This is a genomic window from Salegentibacter echinorum (genome assembly GCF_900129445.1).
GTDB lineage: Bacteria > Bacteroidota > Bacteroidia > Flavobacteriales > Flavobacteriaceae > Salegentibacter > Salegentibacter echinorum.
Genome location: NZ_FQVT01000001.1, coordinates 473,476 through 493,397 on the forward strand (window position 1 = coordinate 473,476; position 19,922 = coordinate 493,397).

Annotated in this window: 18 protein-coding genes; 9 read left to right on the forward strand and 9 right to left on the reverse strand. The window is 36.8% G+C overall.

Annotated features, from left to right (window positions below; genetic code table 11):
- Positions 1 to 19: 19 nt before the first annotated feature.
- The 3 genes from msrB (BUA71_RS02180) to BUA71_RS02190 form a co-directional block, all read right to left on the reverse strand.
- Complete coding sequence (gene msrB / locus BUA71_RS02180) at positions 20 to 412, reverse strand: peptide-methionine (R)-S-oxide reductase MsrB (RefSeq protein ID WP_072876849.1); 393 nt, start codon at positions 410 to 412, stop codon at positions 20 to 22.
- 46 nt (positions 413 to 458) lie between these two features.
- Complete coding sequence (gene msrB / locus BUA71_RS02185; protein ID WP_072876252.1) at positions 459 to 950, reverse strand: peptide-methionine (R)-S-oxide reductase MsrB; 492 nt, start codon at positions 948 to 950, stop codon at positions 459 to 461.
- Positions 951 to 1,044: 94 nt separating this feature from the next.
- A complete protein-coding gene (locus BUA71_RS02190; protein WP_072876254.1) occupies positions 1,045 to 1,914 on the reverse strand; it encodes an alpha/beta fold hydrolase in 870 nt (289 codons plus the stop codon).
- Positions 1,915 to 2,292: 378 nt separating this feature from the next.
- Here BUA71_RS02190 and BUA71_RS02195 point away from each other — a divergent pair, with 378 nt between their 5' ends.
- Together BUA71_RS02195 and BUA71_RS02200 are read left to right on the forward strand one after the other, a co-directional pair.
- On the forward strand, positions 2,293 to 3,111 hold the full coding sequence (locus BUA71_RS02195) for a M48 family metallopeptidase (RefSeq protein WP_072876256.1): 819 nt from the start codon (positions 2,293 to 2,295) through the stop codon (positions 3,109 to 3,111).
- A gap of 123 nt (positions 3,112 to 3,234) precedes the next feature.
- The gene (locus BUA71_RS02200) at positions 3,235 to 4,572 is read left to right on the forward strand and encodes an MFS transporter (RefSeq protein WP_072876258.1); all 1,338 of its coding nucleotides are present in this window, start codon (positions 3,235 to 3,237) and stop codon (positions 4,570 to 4,572) included.
- A 556-nt stretch (positions 4,573 to 5,128) separates the two neighbouring features.
- Here the strand turns inward: BUA71_RS02200 and BUA71_RS02205 are convergent.
- Genes BUA71_RS02205 through BUA71_RS02220 form a run of 4 tightly spaced genes read right to left on the reverse strand, consistent with a single transcriptional unit; the run spans position 5,129 to position 8,052 of the window.
- On the reverse strand, positions 5,129 to 5,857 hold the full coding sequence (locus BUA71_RS02205; RefSeq protein WP_072876260.1) for a head GIN domain-containing protein: 729 nt from the start codon (positions 5,855 to 5,857) through the stop codon (positions 5,129 to 5,131).
- Positions 5,858 to 5,878: 21 nt separating this feature from the next.
- Positions 5,879 to 6,964, reverse strand: coding sequence for a DUF4097 family beta strand repeat-containing protein (locus BUA71_RS02210; protein ID WP_072876262.1), 1,086 nt, complete (start codon positions 6,962 to 6,964; stop codon positions 5,879 to 5,881).
- Positions 6,948 to 7,499 (reverse strand): hypothetical protein, encoded by a 552-nt coding sequence (locus BUA71_RS02215; RefSeq protein WP_072876264.1) that lies wholly within the window; start codon positions 7,497 to 7,499, stop codon positions 6,948 to 6,950. Before BUA71_RS02215 ends, BUA71_RS02210 begins: the two co-directional genes overlap by 17 nt.
- On the reverse strand, positions 7,489 to 8,052 hold the full coding sequence (locus BUA71_RS02220) for an RNA polymerase sigma factor (protein ID WP_083572017.1): 564 nt from the start codon (positions 8,050 to 8,052) through the stop codon (positions 7,489 to 7,491). The genes BUA71_RS02215 and BUA71_RS02220 overlap by 11 nt, the downstream gene beginning before the upstream one ends.
- Before the next feature lie 409 nt (positions 8,053 to 8,461).
- On the opposite strand from BUA71_RS02220, the gene lon reads away from it, so the two are divergent.
- From lon to rpsA, 4 genes are all read left to right on the forward strand, one after another.
- Positions 8,462 to 10,912 carry an endopeptidase La gene (lon, locus tag BUA71_RS02225; RefSeq protein WP_072876266.1) on the forward strand — a complete coding sequence of 817 codons (2,451 nt, stop codon included), beginning with the start codon at positions 8,462 to 8,464 and terminating at the stop codon, positions 10,910 to 10,912.
- Positions 10,913 to 11,541: 629 nt separating this feature from the next.
- Positions 11,542 to 12,546, forward strand: coding sequence for a methylmalonyl Co-A mutase-associated GTPase MeaB (meaB, locus tag BUA71_RS02230; protein ID WP_072876268.1), 1,005 nt, complete (start codon positions 11,542 to 11,544; stop codon positions 12,544 to 12,546).
- A gap of 244 nt (positions 12,547 to 12,790) precedes the next feature.
- Positions 12,791 to 13,483 (forward strand): (d)CMP kinase, encoded by a 693-nt coding sequence (gene cmk, locus BUA71_RS02235; protein WP_072876270.1) that lies wholly within the window; start codon positions 12,791 to 12,793, stop codon positions 13,481 to 13,483.
- Positions 13,484 to 13,704: 221 nt separating this feature from the next.
- Complete coding sequence (gene rpsA / locus BUA71_RS02240) at positions 13,705 to 15,555, forward strand: 30S ribosomal protein S1 (protein ID WP_072876272.1); 1,851 nt, start codon at positions 13,705 to 13,707, stop codon at positions 15,553 to 15,555.
- Between the two features lie 104 nt (positions 15,556 to 15,659).
- Here the strand turns inward: rpsA and BUA71_RS02245 are convergent, their stop codons facing one another.
- Together BUA71_RS02245 and xerD are read right to left on the reverse strand one after the other, a co-directional pair.
- The gene (locus BUA71_RS02245; RefSeq protein WP_072876274.1) at positions 15,660 to 16,622 is read right to left on the reverse strand and encodes an aldo/keto reductase; all 963 of its coding nucleotides are present in this window, start codon (positions 16,620 to 16,622) and stop codon (positions 15,660 to 15,662) included.
- Between the two features lie 348 nt (positions 16,623 to 16,970).
- Positions 16,971 to 17,867, reverse strand: a complete 897-nt coding sequence (xerD, locus tag BUA71_RS02250) for a site-specific tyrosine recombinase XerD (RefSeq protein ID WP_072876276.1) — start codon at positions 17,865 to 17,867, stop codon at positions 16,971 to 16,973.
- A 119-nt stretch (positions 17,868 to 17,986) separates the two neighbouring features.
- On the opposite strand from xerD, the gene BUA71_RS02255 reads away from it, so the two are divergent.
- From BUA71_RS02255 to BUA71_RS02265, 3 genes are all read left to right on the forward strand, one after another.
- On the forward strand, positions 17,987 to 18,598 hold the full coding sequence (locus BUA71_RS02255) for a porin family protein (protein WP_072876278.1): 612 nt from the start codon (positions 17,987 to 17,989) through the stop codon (positions 18,596 to 18,598).
- 136 nt (positions 18,599 to 18,734) lie between these two features.
- On the forward strand, positions 18,735 to 19,160 hold the full coding sequence (aroQ, locus tag BUA71_RS02260; RefSeq protein ID WP_072876280.1) for a type II 3-dehydroquinate dehydratase: 426 nt from the start codon (positions 18,735 to 18,737) through the stop codon (positions 19,158 to 19,160).
- Positions 19,157 to 19,873, forward strand: a complete 717-nt coding sequence (locus BUA71_RS02265; RefSeq protein ID WP_072876282.1) for a Dph6-related ATP pyrophosphatase — start codon at positions 19,157 to 19,159, stop codon at positions 19,871 to 19,873. Before aroQ ends, BUA71_RS02265 begins: the two co-directional genes overlap by 4 nt.
- Positions 19,874 to 19,922: the final 49 nt, after the last annotated feature.

Sequence of the window (19,922 nt, forward strand, 5' to 3'; positions counted from 1 at the left end):
AATTATAGGTGTTAAGTTATTATTTATTAAAATTAATACTGGCTGAATTAACGCAATAACGTTGCCCGGTTTCGGTAGGGCCATCGTCAAATACATGGCCTAAATGGCCACCGCAATTGGCACATAGAATTTCTGTTCTTATCATTCCAAAGGTTTCGTCTTTTAAGTACTCGATCTTCCCATCTATGGCTTTATCAAAACTTGGCCAGCCGCAGCCGTGATCAAATTTTGCCTCGCTGTCAAACAATTTCTCGCCACAACCAGCGCAAAAATATTCGCCATCTTCAAAATGCATATTATATTTTCCCGTGTTTGGGGCTTCAGTTCCTTTTTGTCTTAAGACACGGTACTGCTCTTCAGAAAGTTGTTCTTTCCATTTGGCTTCCGGTTTTTCTATACTATATTTTTTCATTTTTATATTTTTCATTTTCGCCGAAACGAAAATCCTGATTGTTTAATTATTTTTTGTCGGGAATAAAATCCATCGCAATACCATTCATACAATATCTCTTCCCGGTAGTTTCCCGTGGCCCATCGTCAAAAACATGGCCTAAATGACCACCGCAGCGCGCGCAATAAATTTCATCACGTTGGTAGCCTAATTTATTATCGGTACCCAAACCTACAGCACCTTCAATTGGACGGTCAAAACTTGGCCAGCCGGTACCACTTTTAAATTTATGTTTAGTCTTGTAAACTTCATTCCCACAAGCGGCGCAAACAAAAGTTCCCGGTTCTTCAATATCGTTTAAAGGACTGGAAAATGCCGGTTCTGTTGCTGCTTTACGTAAAACCTTGTATTCGGCATCGCTAAGCTCGGCTTTCCATTCTTTATCGGTTTTATTTATTTCAAATTTTTCTTTTTCGCTTTGTTGTTGGTTTTCTTTCTGTGCATTCCCTTTGCAGCTAAAAATAAAGACTGCGAGTAATATTGGTATTATCTTTTTCATTTGCTATTTTTTCTGACAAGATTTTTGACTTTCCAGTCAAGGCTTGTCATGATTTAGCTCTTTTTTGAGCATTTTTATTTTAAAAGTACAAAGATTATACCGTGATGAACGTTGTGATTTTGTTAATTACCTTTTTATCACCTAAAATACGTCTGTGACCAAGCCCTTCGGTAATAAAAAGTTCGCTGTCTTTTAAAGCTTCCTGAAGTTCATAAGCCGAGGAAACTTCAACATCAACATCATTTTTATCGTGAATTATAAGACAGGGCAGGTTAACTTCCCGGGCAGAAATGGCGCCGGAATAACTATCCATATCCATATTGTACTTTTTATCAAAACGCGCTTTCATTCTATCGGCTACTTCCCGGTTCATATTTAGATTTTTGGTAAACTCCCGTATAATATGAGTGATACCATTGGCCGTACCGATTAATACCATTTTATTGGTTTTTAGACCTTCTTTTACAGCCCTTAGACTTGCCATACCTCCCAGGGAATGCCCGAGTATGGCATGAAAAGGGCCATACTCTTTATTTAAAAAATGGATACTATCAATAAAATCGAGCATCATACTTTTATTACCGGCTGCTTTCCCGTGAGCGGGAGCATCAAAGCTAATGGTACTAAATCCTTTTTCTACTAAATTCTCGGCTATTTTAGCTAGTTGAGTGCCACGACCACTCCAGCCGTGCACTAATAGTACTTTTTTAGTACTCTCTCCAAATTCATAAACAACTATTTCCCGCTGTGTTTTTGGAATCTTAAGTGTGGCTTGCTTCGTGTTGCCATCCATATATTCTTCCCTTTTTGGTAGTTTGTACTTAAAAGGACGCAAGAAAAGTTGAGAAGCAAACCTGGTTGCTAATTTTGGAGAAATAGCCGTGAGGATTTTTGAGGTTTTTAGAATATAACCGGGAAGCATCAATTGCTGAACCGGGATTTTATCTTTTTTTTCTTGCTTCATAAGAATGATTCTAAAACGGATGCAAGTTAAGCAAATAGCGCAATTTTAGTATAGTTTTTCGCGCCTTCTATATCTTAACTAAGGTTTTACGAATTCAAGATTTATTTTGTCCCTAAGACTGGAAACTACCAGGAAGCACAAAGATAGCTTTAGTGGTTTTCCCTGGTTTTAGAGTCTTCGTGGCTTTCTATCGATGGTCTTTAAAGAAAACAGAAAAGTTATTTGCAAGTTGAATCTATGATAGTCTTTAAAGATAAAAAAGAGCTTGTAAATTTTTATGGCATTAAATTTGGTTTTAGGTTAAGTGTTAAATCATGCTTAAAGAATTAAGTAGGATTTAATGGCTTTTGTAATTTTAACAAAACTAAACCAGGAACTATGAAAATAAAAAGAACAATTAGCTTTATAGCTGTTTTATTGCTATTAGTAGCTTGTAAAACTAATCCGTTTACAGGAGAGAAGAATTTAAATTTTGTTTCTAACGATCAACTTTTTCCCTCTTCTTTTCAGCAATATGATCAATTCTTATCTGAACACGAAGTAATTAGAGGAACCAGTGAAGCAAGAATGATAAACAGGGTAGGGGAAAGAATAAAAACCGCTGCCGAAAGATTTCTAAATGCAAATGGCTACCAGGGTTTTTTAAAGGATTTTGAATGGGAATACAACCTGGTAAAAGACGATGCAGTAAATGCTTTTGCCATGCCGGGTGGAAAAATTGTTTTCTTTACCGGTATCTTAGATGTAGCCGAATCTGAAACAGGGATCGCAGTGGTAATGGCTCACGAAATAGCCCACGCCCTGGCAGATCACGGTGCACAGCGAATGAGTGCCGCCCAATTACAACAACTAGGTGCCGTTGCAGGTTCTGTAGCTTTAAGCGGAAAGAGCCAGCAAACACAACAAATTTTTGCCCAGGCTTATGGTTTGGGAAGTCAGGTTGGAGTGATGCTTCCTTTCAGTAGAAGTCACGAATCTGAAGCCGATAGAATTGGGTTAACCCTTATGGCCATTGCCGGCTATGATCCCGATGAAGCTCCAGAACTTTGGAAGCGAATGGCTTCTAAAAATGATGGGCAGGCACCACCAGAATTTTTAAGCACCCACCCTTCTAACCAAACAAGAATTAATAATCTTCAAAAATGGGCTCCAGAAGCAAAAGCGGAAGCCAGAAAATATGGTGTAACAGGATTGTAAATGATAACTTCGAGCTTCTTATAAATAACGTGAGAAATCTTGAAAATCGATTAATAAATCAGGGAAAAGCTGTCAGTTAAGACAGCTTTTTCTATTTTAGGGCACCGATAATAAAAGGATTCAATGAAAAAACTTCCTAAAGGTCATAAGAAACTTTTGCATGCCTGGGCTTTTTATGACTGGGCAAACTCGGTTTATCCGCTGGTTATTTCTTCGGCTATTTTTCCTATATTTTATGGTGCGCTCACTATAGTAAAAAATGAGGATGGTAGTATTTTAGATGATACGGTCAATTTTCTGGGTTTTAATTTTAATAACGATTCTTTAATAAGCTATGTTACCGCAGCCGCTTTTCTGGTAGTTTCTATTTTAAGTCCTTTCCTTTCTGGAATCGCCGATTATGTGGGAAATAAAAAGAATTTTCTCAAATTTTTCTGTTACCTGGGTGCCTTATCCTGTATTGGTCTTTTTTGGTTTGATCTCGCTTATCTGTGGTTTGGCTTGTTGTGTTATTTTTTAGCACTTATAGGGTTTTGGTCCAGTTTGGTTTTTTATAATTCCTACTTGCCAGATATTGCTTTTGAAGATCAACAAGACGCGATTAGTGCCAAAGGTTTTTCCCTGGGATATATTGGCAGTGTAATACTTCTGGTCATCTGCCTGGTAATGATTCTTAATTATGAATTGTTTGGTTTTAAAAGTGAAGCCCTGCCCACCAGATTGTCTTTTGTTCTTACCGGAATTTGGTGGATAGGTTTTAGCCAATATACCTATGCTTATTTACCAAAAGGAAATAAAAAAGCAGCTTTCACTAAAAATATCCTGTTTAACGGTTTTAAAGAATTACGTGGAATCTGGTTAAGCTTAAATCATAATTTACAACTTAAACGCTATTTAGTCGCCTTTTTTGTTTACAGTATGGCGGTGCAAACTATTATGCTTATCGCTACATACTTTGGGATTGAAGAATTAGATTGGGGAGAACAAGACGCTACTACAGGTCTTATTATTAGTATTCTGCTCATACAATTGGTAGCGGTTTTAGGGGCGATGCTAACCTCTAAATTGGCGATGAAATTTGGGAATATTAAGATACTTATTTTTATAAACCTTATCTGGATTGCCATTTGCGGATACGCTTATTTCATTGTGAGCCCGCAGCAGTTTTATGTAGCGGCGGCTTCGGTGGGATTGGTTATGGGGGGAATTCAATCTTTATCGCGATCTACTTACTCTAAAATGTTGCCCGAAACTGCTGTAGATACCGCCAGTTATTTTAGTTTTTATGATGTAGCAGAGAAAATAGGAATAGTGATCGGGATGTTTATATACGGTTTGGTCGCACAAATTACCGGCAGTGTGCGAAATTCGATTTTATTTTTAATTATCTTTTTTATAGGCGGAGTGTTGTTATTGCTAAGGGTACCTATAAAAAATCCTGCTACGAGAAACAGGATTTAGAAACCTAATGAATGCCGTTGGGAAACATAAAAAGGTTGCCACTAATAGGCAAAAAATAGAAAAAAGAAAAAAGAGCAAAGAATCAAGAATTGATAGAAACTAATAGCAAGCTCAAGCTTCGATTTTAAATTTTTGCCCTTAAGATAGGAAATCGCCAATGACTTTTAGTATAAGCTAAAAAATCCGTTTGGTTCAAACCTAAAGGAAGCCTCGGGATTACGGAATTTTCACTTCTCCCGAAACATCGGGATTACGATAAACTTTCGATAGGCCGGCCGAAGAATTCATATTACAAAAACTAACCCGAAAATTATAAAAAGCTGTCGGCACCCAACTATAATAGGTACACACAAAGTATCTTCAAAAACATTAGGACGCTATTGTTAATAAACCTTCTTTTAAAACAAGACTTGAAAGTAATTTCATAGTTATTTTTATAGCTTTTGAAATCTTCAACAAAGGGTTAAGGAAAAAATTATCTCTAAGAATTATAGGTTGTGTTTAGTCTTTTCTCTTGCAGTGAAGCGATCTTGATTCTTTTCCGATCACCAGTGCTTTAATATGACGAAATTGATCCCGAACCAGAGGTTTTAAAATCCTGTTTTTTAGGTTTTCCTTTGTATTTAATATCGCCCGATCCCATAACAGATGCCGTTAAATTTTCGCTTACCGAAATTTGAAGGTCCCCAGATCCCATCACATTGGCTTCTGCTTGCTTAACCTTGAGGTCATAAGCCTTAAAATCGCCACTACCGGTAACTTTGCAAGTTAAATTTTTGGCCTTTCCTGAAACTAAAATATCACCGGAACCGGTAACACCACCCTCTAAATTTTCTACTTCCAGATCTAATTTTATATCGCCAGATCCGGTAACTTTTATTTTAAAATTCTTAGCTTTCAGCTTTACATCGCTCCAAATATCTCCAGATCCTGTAACCTGTACAGCTTCCAGATCTTGATAGGGAACAGTAATTTTAATATCTTTTCTCGTTTTTAAATTAATTCCCTTTTCTACAGAAATCTTTAAAGTTTTCCCATTTACTTCAGTAGTAATATATTCAATAAGATTGCTTTCTGCTTCAATGCGCAGTTTTCCTTCGGTGCCTTGTATAAGTTCCACATCCATAGAACCTACCAGGGAAACTTCATCATAATTTGAAGTATTTCTTGTTTCTGAAGTGATCTTTCCATTACCCTTTATGGTTTCGTTACTGCTCCACCATTGTGCTTGCACGGGCACTGAAGCTATAAAACTTAAGAGTAAAACTAAAGCTGTTTTTTTCATAATTTAAAGTTTAATGATTGATTAATTTTTGTTGAAATTTATATTTCCATAACTGGTATTTATATATATTGTTTTTCCACTGTTGGCATCAAGATGATAACCTTCAAATAACTTGCTGTTATTTTTGTCGTGACGCTTGTTGATTTCAAAATTATCCAGTCCCTTAACACTTCCGTAAGCGGTTTTTATAGTGAAAGTAAAGGCAAACTCGGCATCATAGCCAATTTTAACTCCCGCATAATCGGTGTTAATTTCTACTTTCTTTGTGCTTTTAAGGATTTTATCTATGCTGGCAGAGCCATAATCTAAGTTGAGGTCTAAGGATTCAAAAACCCGACCTATTTTTGTACTTAAATAGTCTCCGTTTCCCACAATCCTTTTGGCTTTTTCAATAGTAATGCTGCCGTAATCTGCATTAAAGTCCAGGTCGGCTACTTTCTTGATTTTGGAGTCGGTATAATCGGCGTTAACGTAGAGCTTTTCGGCTTCTTCAATTTCAAATCCGCTGTAGTCGGCATTTATTTCCGCATTTTTCACGAAGCCAATGTGGCTGTTTCTGGTGTAATCAAAATTTAAAATATTTTCGTTTCCCCATAATTCACCAACGTCAATTTTACCATAATCGCAGCTTATTTTAGTGTTGCCCAATATTTTGTCAATATAAATTCCGCCGTAATCATTTTCGATTTCCAGATTATGCTTTTCGGGAGCTTTTATGGTGTAGTTCACTTCCATATTGACATTGTTGGAACTACCAAAAAGATTATCCCACCAGGATCTATCTTCTCTGGTAAAGCGCGTTTTTGCCATAATTGAATTAGGATTTTGCTCAAATCTTATATTGATCTCATCTAATTTTCGCTGTACTTTTTCCTCGTCGTTGCCATTGGTCTTGATAATCACCTGAATCATTATTTTATTTTGATTCCAGGTAGAAATATCAATATTTCCATAACTATTGTCTATGGTCAAAAGGTCATTGGCAGAAACTTTATAAGACTTAGTTACTTTTTTTTCTTTGGTATAACGGCCTTTGAAATCTCCATTTCCGTGGCTAAGCGCGGGAAGAAGGAAAAAGATTAAAAAGAGTTTATATATAATTTTCATTTCCTGTAGTTTTTAGGGTTTTGGTTTCTTCAATTTGTTTTAATACTTTTTCTAAGAGATCGATACGCTGCTGAAAATTTGAAATCATCGCATAGATCACTCGTTTGTCTTTTCCGCTTTTGCGTAAATCCTGTTCTAATTTAGAATAATCGCTTTCTAATTTTTGAAGTTGGTTTAGGGCATCTTTTACTATTTTCTGTGTTGCTGGAGACTCTTTAGCTTTGAGGTTAGCTAATTCAGTCTTTATCATTTTTGTATAAAACTGCTCTGTTTTTTTCATTTGCGGAGAAACTCCTGCTAATTCTCCAGGTTTCTGATTTTCGCTGAAATATGTTCCAAAAAGCATAAAAGCTATAGCCAGTAACGCAGCAACGGAAACCAGTGGAGCCCAAAGCTTCTTAATTTTTACTCCCGATTTATGGTCTTTGCGCTCGGCTTCTAATTTTTCCATAAACCGATCCCGGTGGCCTGTATGTGGCTCTTTTATATCAAAATTTTGATCCTCAAAAAGCTCTTCTAACTTTTTATCTTCCATCTGCTAACATTTTTTTTCTTAGGCTTTCTTTTGCACGCGATACTGTAGTTCTACAATTCGCATAACTCAAATTTAGAATAGTGCCCATTTCTTCATAATCATATCCCTCTATAAAGTAAAGGCTCAAGGCGATTCGGTAATTGTCTTTAAGGGAATTAAGTGTTTCTAGAAGCTTGTTTACATTTTCTGTCTCCATGTTTTCCTGTTGGTGATGAAATGTAAAATCATAGCTCATTTCATTATTTAATTCGTCTTTATAGACCACTTCCTTTAATTTGGCTTTTTTGTTATGGACGCTTATACTAAGGTTTACCACAATTCTTTTTAACCAGGCACCAAAAGTTGAATTCTCTCTAAAACTATCTATTTTGCTAAAAGCTTTTAAAAATCCTTCCTGCATAATATCTTCTGCTTCGGCGGTATCATTTACAATGCGCAGGGAAGTATTATACATGGCCTTATAGTAAAGGTTGTAAATTTTTATTTGCGCCCGCCGGTCACCTTCGCGACACTGTTTAACTAGTTTATTTATAGATGTGTTTTCTGGTTTCAACTAAAATTATCTGTTTCTACCGGGGTGAACTGCGAAACCCCAAATAAGTTCTAAGTTTTTCATTTCTTTAGCTTCACTCCCATGTTATAGCGCTTATTTTTAATCAAAAAATGGATAAAACTTAATCGCACTATCGTATCGCAGTTAAACTCAGGAGTATTTCAGGTTAAAGCAAAACTCAACAAAATATCGGTTTTAAAATAAGTATGCTGTAACCTAAAGATAGTTTAGAAATTGATTTGTTACAGTTTTCAGAAAAATTATTTTAAAAAGAGGGTGGCACAGGAATTGACTACATCTAATTGAAATTGCATAAAAAAGCCTTAACTATACTAAAAATAGGGAATAAGGGAATCAGAAAAAGATTAAGAACCACAGACTGTTGTGACAGTTTGACTTAAAATAAATTATGCCTAAGACTAAATTAACGAGTTTTGACAGTTTGTCATTGCAAGATATAGATCAGGATGCCGATTTAATCCCATTAATGACTCCGGAAGATGAGGAGGAAATTAACCGGGAACAACTTCCTGAAACATTACCCATATTACCTTTGCGTAATACTGTATTATTTCCCGGGGTGGTAATTCCTATTACCGCAGGAAGGGACACTTCTATTAAATTGATTAATGAAGCCAATAACGATTCTAAAATCATTGGTGTGGTTGCTCAAAAAGATGAGGAAGTAGAAAATCCTGAAGCCAAGGATATTCACGATACAGGTGTAGTTGCGCGAATTTTAAGAGTTTTAAAAATGCCCGATGGTAATACTACCGTGATCATTCAGGGTAAAAAACGTTTTAAAATTGATGAAATTGTTAGCGAAGATCCTTACTTGAAAGCAACGGTTAAGGAAGTGCCCGAAGCAAGACCGGCCAATGAGAATGAGGAATTTCCTGCTATTATCGATTCCATAAAAGAATTAGCGCTGCAAATAATTAAGGGCAGTCCCAATATTCCTAGCGAGGCATCTTTTGCCATTAAAAATATTGAAAGCTCGTCCTTTCTTATAAATTTTGTTTCTTCCAATATGAACCTTGCGGTAGAAGACAAGCAAACCTTATTGGAAACAAACGATCTTAAAGAACGTGCCCTGGCCACCTTAAGGCATATGAATGTGGAGTACCAGAAATTGGAGCTTAAAAATGACATTCAGAGCAAGGTGCAAAGTGATATGAGCCAGCAGCAACGCGAGTATTTTCTACATCAACAAATGAAGACCATTCAGGAAGAACTTGGTGGGGTTTCACACGAAGATGAAATCGAGGAAATGCGTCAACGCGCCAAGAAGAAAGAGTGGGGCGAGAAGGTACAAAAGCATTTTGAGAAAGAAATATCTAAAATGCAACGTATGAATCCGCAGGTGGCCGAGTATTCCATTCAGCGAAACTATTTAGACCTGTTTTTAGACCTTCCGTGGAATGAATTTAGTAAAGATAAATTCGATCTAAAACGAGCTAAAAAAATCTTAGACCGTGACCACTACGGACTTGACGATGTAAAAAAACGAATTATAGAATATCTCGCGGTACTCAAACTGCGTAACGATATGAAGTCTCCCATCCTATGTCTTCACGGACCTCCAGGCGTTGGGAAAACCTCTCTAGGGAAATCTATGGCCGAAGCCCTTGGTCGTGAATACGTAAGAATTTCTCTGGGTGGATTACGTGATGAAGCCGAAATAAGGGGACACCGTAAGACTTATATCGGGGCGATGCCGGGTAGGATTATTCAGTCGCTTAAAAAAGCGGGTACCAGTAATCCAGTGTTTGTTTTAGATGAGATAGATAAATTAAGTATAGGCCACGCCGGGGATCCGTCTTCAGCTTTATTGGAAGTTTTAGATCCCGAGCAAAATAGTGAATTCCATGATAACTTTTTAGAGATGGGCTTCGATCTTTCTAAGGTGATGTTTGTAGCTACTGCAAATACCTTAAATACAATACAACCGGCTCTTAGAGACCGTATGGAAACTATTAACGTGACCGGTTATACTATTGAGGAAAAAGTTGAAATTGCGAAACAACACTTGCTTCCTAAGCAATTAAAAGAACACGGCCTTACCAAAGAACATATTAAAATTGGGAAACCACAACTTGAGAAAATTGTTGAAGGTTATACCCGGGAATCGGGGGTACGTGGTCTTGAAAAGCAAATTGCAAAAATGGTGCGCCATGCGGCTATGAATATTGCGATGGAAGAAGATTACAATATTAAGGTAAGCAATGAAGATGTGATAGAAGTGCTTGGTAGCCCAAGACTGGAGCGCGACAAGTATGAAAATAACGAAGTAGCCGGAGTGGTGACAGGACTTGCCTGGACACAAGTAGGCGGGGATATCCTCTTTATAGAATCTATTCTTTCTAAAGGAAAAGGAAACCTGAATATTACCGGAAACCTGGGGAAAGTGATGAAGGAATCGGCAACGATTGCAATGGAATACATTAAATCCAATGCCGGGGAACTTGGTCTTGATTCTGGAATTTTTGAAAAATACAATGTACACATCCACGTTCCCGAAGGTGCTACCCCAAAAGATGGACCCAGTGCCGGGATTACTATGCTTACTTCGTTAGTTTCTTTATTTACACAGAAAAAAGTGAAGAAAAGTATCGCTATGACCGGGGAGATTACTTTGCGTGGAAAGGTGTTGCCAGTTGGCGGGATAAAGGAGAAAATCCTCGCTGCTAAACGTGCCCGAATAAAAGAGATTATTCTTTGTAAAGAAAATGAACGGGATATCAAGGAGATTAAAGAAGATTATTTAAAAGGTCTTACTTTTCATTACGTTAACGATATGAGTGAAGTGATAGATTTGGCGTTGACCAATCAAAAAGTGAAAAACCCAAAGAAACTTTAATCGCGGGGCGATAGCCAGGGATTTAATTTCCCCGGGCTTGCCTCGAAATAAAAGATTTTTTTTAAAAAGCATACCTCGTACCCCTGGGTCGAGTATGTTGATTAATAATGGCCCCCGGTTTTCGGGGGTTTTTTTTGATTGAAACAGTAAATAAAAAGGAGTATGGAACAGAGAAAAAAAGAGAAAAGATAGTAGAGGATAGGTAATAGAGTAGAGAAACAAGAAAGAAGATCGAAATATTAATTATATATATTCGTAAAAAATGCTGCTAGATGTCCCGTTCGTCTCCTGTAATGTTTTTTTGAATTCGTAAACGCAATTTTTAAAATTATATTTCACTTTTTGAAATGTTGTTATTTCTGTGAGACGTTTTCAGTTACTATTTACCGGACGTTAAAGATGTTCTTGAGGTCAACAAAAGTGTAAATTTATTGCGAAAGGGGCGTTGACGCTATAATATTGCAAAACACCACACGAGACAAACCTTTTATTGAACAGTAAGGGGAGCAGGTTCATTATTAAAAAGTTAGAGATAATATTTCTTCAGAAAAAATAGATTATATTTTTATACTCTTTAACCAACAAGCAATGTAACGAGAATGCAGCGATAAAATTTGTGAATTATAATTATGAAAAAATATAAACCAAGAGGCAGGTTTCCCGCAAAAACCTATGTTGAGGGGATTCTAAATGAAGACAGGATTCTGCTTTCCCGTGCAATAACTATTATTGAAAGCAATTTAGAAAGTGATAAAGTTCTAGCTAAAGATATTATTCAGGGAATTCTTCCTTCCTCCGGGAAATCTATTCGTATTGGAGTCACTGGGGTTCCTGGGGTTGGGAAAAGCACTTTTATCGAATCTTTTGGAAAGCATATTATTGCCCAGGGACATAAAGTAGCCATTCTTTCTATAGATCCCAGTAGCCAGCGTACCAAGGGTAGCATTCTTGGTGATAAAACGAGGATGGAAGAACTTGCCAATATGGAAGAGGCTTTTATTCGTCCGTCCCCAACAGGATCAACCCTGGGGGGAGTGGCCAATAAAACCGGGGAGATACGTTTACTTTGCGAAGCTGCAGGTTATGATGTGGTCCTTATAGAAACCGTTGGAGTAGGGCAGTCTGAAACTGCAGTGCATAATATGACAGATTTCTTCCTGCTACTCATGCTGGCCGGTGCCGGGGATGAGTTACAGGGTATTAAAAAAGGAATCATGGAAATGGCAGATATGGTGGTAATTAATAAGGCCGATGGCGATAATGTGAGAAAAAGCAGACTGGCAAAACGAGAATACCAAAATGCCTTGCAAATTTTTCCCGTAGGTGACTCTGGTTGGAGCCCGGCTACCAGCACAGCTTCCGCTATAGAAAATATAGGGATGGATATCGTTTGGGGTAAAGTAATGGAATATAAAAAACTGGTAGAGAAAAACGGCTATTTTTATAGAAACCGCAACCGGCAGGAAATTCAATGGATGTACAACAATATCAATGAAGGCTTAAAAGATATGTTTTATGCTTCTGAAGAAATTTCTAATCCACTTAAGGAACTGGAAAAAGATATTTCCTCTTCCAAAATTTCTCCGGTTAAAGCTGCTGAACTTATATTAGAAAAATTCAAGAAATCCTGGTGAAAGAAGGATGTAATTAATTATTGTTTCGAAATATAATTTCGAATTTCTAAGTACATTATTTAAGTTTCATATCTAACTAAAGTTCATATTAGAATCATTAATTTTCTCATTTTTTTTAAAGGTGAAAGTGAATAAGAATTTTCCAGATAGCTTTTTAAAATCTTAAGTCGCTATGTTTTTGTTATTAAAACTTCAAATTAGGAAAGCTTTTAACTAGTTTTGCGCTCCTTATTAAAATATAATTATGGAAAATAAAATCACAATTGCCATAGATGGATATTCTTCGACGGGAAAGAGTACAGTAGCCAAACAGCTTGCGGCAGCATTAGGCTATGTGTATGTAGATACCGGTGCGATGTATCGTGCAGTAACTCTTTATCTAATGCGAAAAATGTTGGTTTCTGAAACCAACTTTGATAAAGAAGCCATCTTAAGACAGCTGCCTTTTATTAATATCAGTTTTGTTTTTAATAAGGAACTTGGATATGGCGAGGTGCATTTAAATGGCGAAAATGTGGAGAAAGAAATACGTCGTTTAGAAGTTTCCCAGCAGGTAAGTAAAGTAGCCGCTATTTCTGATGTGCGAAAAATGCTGGTAAAAATTCAGAAGAAAATTGGCGAAAATAAGGCTGTGGTTATGGATGGAAGAGATATAGGAACCGTGGTGTTTCCGCAGGCCGATTTAAAATTATTTATGACTGCTTCTACTGAAAAAAGAGCCCAACGTAGATATGATGAATTAAAAGCCCGAGGCGATGTAATTGCATATGAAGAAGTGTTGGAAAACGTTAAAGAAAGGGACTACCTTGACACTACGAGAGCTGATTCTCCATTAATAAAGGCTGAAGATGCTGTTGAAATAGACAATTCTGAAATGACCCTTGATAATCAGTTTCAGAAAGTCTTAAAATTAGCAAAAGATAAAATTGAAGGGTGAGAATTGGCCTGTTTTGAGTTATCGGTTATTTTGACCGGTAGATTAAAATTTATTAATTCAACCAATATTTGAAAATAGAAAAATTTATTGTAATTTTGCAGCCCTTTTTGGCAAAGAGTCGGAAATTCGAAAAGGGGTGAAAATCAAAAATTTAATCCGCTTCTGTGTTTTATTTGCTTAATTTTTTCCGAAGAATACAGAATACAAATTCTTAATCAGCAATGGCTGAAGAAAACAAAAAACAAGACGTTCAAGACGAAAATTTGGACGTTCAACCGGTAGCCGGAATGGCTACTTCTTCACAACCGGCTCCCAGCGAGCAACAGGAAAATCCTGAAAAATTTCTTGAAGAATTCAACTGGCACAATTATGAAGAGGGCATAGATCCAATTGATGATAAAAAGCTTGAAGAGTTTGAGCAATTGGTTGAAGAAAATTTCGTAGACACTTTAAATGACGAAGTTGTAACAGGAAAAGTAATTAATATTACAGATCGTGATGCAATTATAGACATTAACGCAAAAAGTGAAGGCGTAATCTCATTGAACGAATTTCGTTACAACCCAGATTTAAAAGAGGGAGACGATGTTGAGGTTTTAATAGATGTTCGTGAAGACGCAACAGGACAATTAATCCTTTCTCACCGTAAAGCTCGTGTAATTAAGGCTTGGGAACGTGTTAACCAGGCACACGACGAAGGTCTTATCGTTAATGGTTTTGTGAAATGCAGAACTAAAGGTGGTATGATCGTAGATGTATTTGGAATTGAGGCTTTCTTGCCAGGTTCTCAAATAGATGTGAAGCCTATTCGTGACTACGATGCTTACGTAGGAAAAACAATGGAATTTAAAGTTGTGAAAATTAATCACGAGTTTAAAAACGTTGTAGTTTCTCATAAAGCGCTTATTGAAGCCGATATTGAAGAGCAGAAGAAGGAAATTATCGGGCAGCTTGAAAAAGGTCAGGTACTTGAAGGTACTGTTAAAAACATCACTTCTTACGGAGTATTTGTGGATCTTGGAGGAGTTGACGGACTTGTACACATTACCGACCTTAGCTGGTCTAGAATCAACCATCCAAATGAGATTGTTGAGTTAGATCAAAAACTAAACGTGGTAATTTTAGACTTTGATGAGGCTAAAACAAGAATTCAGCTTGGTCTTAAGCAATTAAGCAAACACCCATGGGAAGCTCTTGACGAAAACCTTAAGGTTGGAGACAAAGTAAAAGGTAAAGTTGTGGTAATCGCAGATTACGGTGCCTTTATTGAAGTTGCTGAAGGTGTTGAAGGTCTTATCCACGTTTCTGAAATGTCATGGAGCACGCACCTGCGTTCAGCTCAGGATTTCGTAAATGTAGGAAATGAGGTTGAAGCTCAAATCTTAACTTTAGATCGTGAAGACCGAAAAATGTCTCTTGGAATTAAGCAATTAACTCCAGATCCATGGACAGATATTACTTCTAAATATCCTGTTGGTTCTAAACACAAAGGAATTGTACGTAACTTCACCAACTTTGGTGTATTCGTAGAATTGGAAGAAGGAATCGACGGACTTATCTATATCTCTGATCTTTCATGGACTAAGAAAATCAAGCATCCATCAGAATTTACTAACGTAGGTGATGAGCTTGAGGTTGTAGTTCTTGAATTAGATGTAGAAGGTCGTAAATTGAGCCTTGGTCACAAACAAGTGGAAGATAACCCTTGGGATAAATACGTATCTGAGTTTGCTGTTGGTACTAAACACACCGCAGAGATCGCAGAGATCGTTGACAAAGGTGCAACTATAGACTTTAACGAAGATATCACTGCATTTGTTCCTACCAGACATCTTGAAAAAGAAGACGGTAACAAATTGACTAAAGGTGAAAGCGCAGAATTTCAAATCATTGAATTCAACAAAGAATTCAAGAGAGTTGTTGCTTCACATATGGTGATTCACAAAGAAGAAGAACAGCAAATCGTTAAGCAAGCCGCTAAGAAAGCAGCTGCTAAAAACGAAGACAAAACCACAATTGGTGATGTTAATGCAGATCTTCAGGCTTTAAAAGATAAAATGGAAGGAAAATAAATTTCGGTTAAACGGAAATTCCTAATTATCATAATAAAACCTCCCTGGTAAAAACCAGGGAGGTTTTTTCTTTTTATAGGTTTTAGGTCTTCTAACCAGAAAGTTTATCGACTATAATTATCGTCATCAAAAATATTGGTATAAGAATTACCCTTGGTATCATAAAACTTACCGTTCACATACCTAAAATGGCGATCTAAATCGGCGATTGCTTTTAGGTCATCTTCATCCAGGTTAACGCCGGTGCTCTCCAGATTTTCTATGATTCTACCTTCATTGGTAGATTTTGGTATTACCGCATTTCCGCGCAATTCACTCCATTTAATAAGTACCTGTCCCGCAGTTGCACCGTGTTTTTTGGCAATTTTCATTATTGTTGAATTTTCCAAAAGCGAAGGTTCGTTATCGGCTTTTAAGGCTTCGGCACGGTCGCCACTTCCTAATGGAGAATACCCGGTAACATGTATGTTATGGGTGCTACAGAATTCCAGTAATTTATTTTGTTGTAAATAAGGATGCAGCTCTATTTGGTTCAATTCGGGATTTTCTTTAGTTTTTTCCATTAAATCCTCCAGCTTAAGACTGCTAAAGTTAGAAACTCCCACGTGTTTCGTTAAACCTTGTTTCTTTGCTTCCAGCATCATTTCCCAGGTTTCAATAATGGGAACTTCTTCCAGGGAAAGAAAGTCATCATCGTTTTCAGGAAAATCCACTTCTGGTTTCCATGCAACCGGCCAGTGAATAAGATAAAGGTCAAGATAATCTAATTGTAGATCTTTTAAGGTATTTTTTAAAGCGGGAATTACATCTTCCTTTTTATGGGCGTTGTTCCAAAGCTTTGAGGTAATCCAAACATCTTCACGCTTTACCTTTCCTTCAGCAAAAACTTCAGCTAAAGCTTCTCCTACTGCTGCCTCATTGCCATAAGTAGCTGCACAGTCTATATGCCTATAACCATTATTTAAAGCAATTTTTACTGCTTTTTTTACTTCTTTATCTTCAGATTTCCAGGTTCCAAGACCTATTGCCGGCAGTTCATCACCGTTTTTAAATTTTAAAGTTTTCATTAGATATTTTTTTAGGGCGCGCTTGTGCCAACAAATTTTAAAAATGGTATCAACGTATTGCTGGGAGTTTAGGTTGCCCGGTTTGTTTTAGTACTGCTGAATTTAATAATATTCCACGGTTAGCTCGAATTTCCCTTAAGGTTTAACCCAATTTTAATACTCTGGAAAAACTGTTTTCACTCAACTTTAAAGCCTCATTATTTTAAAAACAGAGAGCTTTAGGATGATATCTTAGTTTGTCATTCAGAATCTTTATTCAAAGAGAATAGATTCCTCTCTCTAGTGCTCGAGACGGAATGCCAATTCATTCCAATAGTAATAGCTTAATTGAACTACAGCCATTTAGAATTAACGCCTGGGATGAAAATTTTCCATCACTTCCCTTAGGTGTCTGCTGTCCACGTGCATATAAACTTCGGTAGTTGTGATGCTTTCGTGACCTAACATTTGTTGTATCGCTCTTAGATTAGCGCCGTTTTCCAATAAATGGGTCGCGAAAGAATGCCGAAAAGTATGCGGACTTATTTTTTTTGAAAGCCCCGCTTTCTCGGCGAGTCTTCTCACAATGGTGAAGATCATCGCCCGGGTTAGTTGGTTTCCTCTTCGGTTTAAAAATAGAATATCTGAAGCTTCCTTTTTTGGTGACTGATGCGACCTTACTTCATTTTTATAGATATTGATAAACTTTTTCGTGTAGTCTGAAATTGGCACAAATCGCTGCTTGTTTCCTTTTCCGGTTACTTTAATAAAACCTTCATCAAAAAACAAGTCTGAAATTTTAAGGTTGGTAAGCTCGCTAACGCGTAATCCGCAACCATAGAGCGTTTCTAGAATTGCCCTGTTTCGTTCTCCTTCATTGGTACTTAGATCTATAGATGCAATTAGTAGGTCTATTTCTTCCGTTGAAAGGGTATCGGGAAGTTTACGTCCTATTTTTGGAGACTCTATGAGGTCTAAAGGATTGTCTTTTCGGTAATCTTCAAAAACAAAAAAATGGAAAAACCCACGTAAGCCTGAAATTATTCGCGATTGTGAACGGGCGTTTACTTCTTTTGCAATTTCATAAATGAACTTTTGCACGGTTTCTTCAGAAATATCAAGAGGAGAGGCTTCAATATTTTTAACGTCTAAAAACCGTATGAGTTTTACAATATCCAACCTGTAATTGGTAATGGAGTTTTCTGAGAGTCCGCGTTCTATCCTTAAATAATTACAATAGTCCTGTAATGCTGTAGTCCATTTCATACGTTAAAGATATAATTAAATTGGCGCTAATCTTAGTAATACTTTAGGTTTGGCTAACATTTTATTAAGAATGCACTTCCTACATTTGCTCCAGTAACACAAACAAAAGGATATACGTTATGAAAAAGTCGATTTTAATTATCGCGGTAGTATTATTTGGAACCACTACACTTTCTGCACAGGAATACTGGAATTTTGGTGTAAAAGGTGGTTTAAACATTGCTAATTTCACGGGAGATGATTTTAGCTCAGACAAATCTAGAACCAGCTTTAATGTTGGACTATTAGCTGAAATTCCATTGATGGATAAATTCTCTCTTCAACCAGAGGTAATGTACTCAGGCCAGGGGTATGATATCAAAGATATCGATCAGGATAATTTTTTAGATACTGATGATAATATTGAATATCAACTAGATTACATTAATGTACCCGTTCTGGCTAAAATCTACCTTGTAGATGGGTTGAGTTTACAAGCTGGTCCATCTTTTAACTTTGTAGTTAATGATGAGATAGATTATAAACCTCTTGAAGATGGAGGAGATATTGACAACCCAGGTGTTTTGCCAGAACCAAAAGATTTTGAGATAGGCGGAGTTGCCGGACTTGAATACAAGTTCAACAATGCATTCTTTGTACAGGCGCGTTATAACTACGGCTTTACTGATACTTTTGATGACTTAGATGTACACAACTCAGTATGGCAATTTGGTGTAGGTTATATGTTCTAAGAAGAATTGAAATAACACCTATGAAAAAATGCGAAGGAATTTTCCTTCGCATTTTTTTGTTTTTAAGTTTTAATTAGAGTGCCTAAAGTATTTTTTTAACTTTACCATTAATCAATTAAATAAAGCAATTTTCGCTATGAAAATACTTATTATAAACGGTCCCAATTTAAACCTATTAGGAACCAGGGAACCGGAAACTTATGGAGATAAGTCTTTTGAGAATTATTTTTCGCAACTTCAATTTAAATTTAAAAATACCTCACTTTCCTATTTTCAGAGTAATATTGAAGGTGAGTTGATAGATAAATTGCACGAATGCGATCATGAGTTTGATGGAGTAGTGCTCAATGCTGCGGCTTACACACATACTTCCATTGGTTTGGGGGATGCACTTAAAGCGATTAAAACGCCGGTGGTAGAAGTGCACATTTCCAATACACACGCCCGCGAAGATTTTAGGAAAAAATCGTTTCTTTCCGCAAATGCAAAGGGAGTGATTTTTGGTTTTGGGCTTGCCAGTTACGATCTTGCCATTGAAAGTTTTTTGATCGAAAAGCAATGAAAAAAGCCTACTTAAATTGGAGTAGCGGGAAAGATGCCGCATTATCGCTCTATAATTTACGTGATGGAAAGGAGTATTCCGTAGAAAAACTGGTGACTACGGTAAATACAAAGTTCAACCGTATTTCTATGCACGGGGTGCGAGAAGAATTGCTGCAAATGCAAGCCGAAAGTATTGGTTTGCCCTTACATAAGATTGCTTTGCACGGTGAGATTTCTATGGAAGATTATAACGAGATCATGCAAAGTGAAACACAAAAACTACTTAACGAAGGTTTTACCCATAGTGTTTTTGGAGATATTTTACTGGAAGATTTAAAAGCATATCGGGAAAAACAGCTTAATGAAATTGGTCTGGACACTGTGTTTCCATTGTGGCAGGAAAATACGCGCCGGTTGATGGAAGAGTTTATTAGGCTTGGGTTTAAAGCTATTGTGGTATGCGTTAATGCCAATAAATTAGATAAATCTTTCTGCGGAAGAGAACTGGACGCTTCTTTTCTAAAAGATTTGCCTAAAGGTGTGGATCCTTGCGGTGAAAATGGGGAGTTTCATACTTTTGTTTTTAATGGTCCTATTTTTAAAGCACCTATTCCCTTTAAAATTGGTGAAGTAGTGCAAAAATCTTATGAACCATCTAAAGATGAAGATGATTCTTCAGAAAAAACCAGCTGGGATCTTAATTTCTGGTACTGCGATCTAATACCAAATTAGAGGGCGCAATCAAACTCGTTCATTTTTCTCTTTATTCCCTTGCTCATTT

Bases quoted from the DNA above. Each gene is read 5' to 3' on its own strand.
- BUA71_RS02215 (WP_072876264.1), bottom strand. From the start codon at position 7,499: ATGGAAGATAAAAAGTTAGAAGAGCTTTTTGAGGATCAAAATTTTGAT.
- aroQ (WP_072876280.1), top strand. From the start codon at position 18,735: ATGAAAATACTTATTATAAACGGTCCCAATTTAAACCTATTAGGAACC.
- BUA71_RS02200 (WP_072876258.1), top strand. From the start codon at position 3,235: ATGAAAAAACTTCCTAAAGGTCATAAGAAACTTTTGCATGCCTGGGCT.
- cmk (WP_072876270.1), top strand. From the start codon at position 12,791: ATGGAAAATAAAATCACAATTGCCATAGATGGATATTCTTCGACGGGA.
- msrB (WP_072876252.1), bottom strand. From the start codon at position 950: ATGAAAAAGATAATACCAATATTACTCGCAGTCTTTATTTTTAGCTGC.
- BUA71_RS02245 (WP_072876274.1), bottom strand. From the start codon at position 16,622: ATGAAAACTTTAAAATTTAAAAACGGTGATGAACTGCCGGCAATAGGT.
- msrB (WP_072876849.1), bottom strand. From the start codon at position 412: ATGAAAAAATATAGTATAGAAAAACCGGAAGCCAAATGGAAAGAACAA.
- BUA71_RS02265 (WP_072876282.1), top strand. From the start codon at position 19,157: ATGAAAAAAGCCTACTTAAATTGGAGTAGCGGGAAAGATGCCGCATTA.
- BUA71_RS02195 (WP_072876256.1), top strand. From the start codon at position 2,293: ATGAAAATAAAAAGAACAATTAGCTTTATAGCTGTTTTATTGCTATTA.
- BUA71_RS02190 (WP_072876254.1), bottom strand. From the start codon at position 1,914: ATGAAGCAAGAAAAAAAAGATAAAATCCCGGTTCAGCAATTGATGCTT.
- meaB (WP_072876268.1), top strand. From the start codon at position 11,542: ATGAAAAAATATAAACCAAGAGGCAGGTTTCCCGCAAAAACCTATGTT.
- lon (WP_072876266.1), top strand. From the start codon at position 8,462: ATGCCTAAGACTAAATTAACGAGTTTTGACAGTTTGTCATTGCAAGAT.
- BUA71_RS02205 (WP_072876260.1), bottom strand. From the start codon at position 5,857: ATGAAAAAAACAGCTTTAGTTTTACTCTTAAGTTTTATAGCTTCAGTG.
- rpsA (WP_072876272.1), top strand. From the start codon at position 13,705: ATGGCTGAAGAAAACAAAAAACAAGACGTTCAAGACGAAAATTTGGAC.
- BUA71_RS02210 (WP_072876262.1), bottom strand. From the start codon at position 6,964: ATGAAAATTATATATAAACTCTTTTTAATCTTTTTCCTTCTTCCCGCG.
- BUA71_RS02255 (WP_072876278.1), top strand. From the start codon at position 17,987: ATGAAAAAGTCGATTTTAATTATCGCGGTAGTATTATTTGGAACCACT.
- xerD (WP_072876276.1), bottom strand. From the start codon at position 17,867: ATGAAATGGACTACAGCATTACAGGACTATTGTAATTATTTAAGGATA.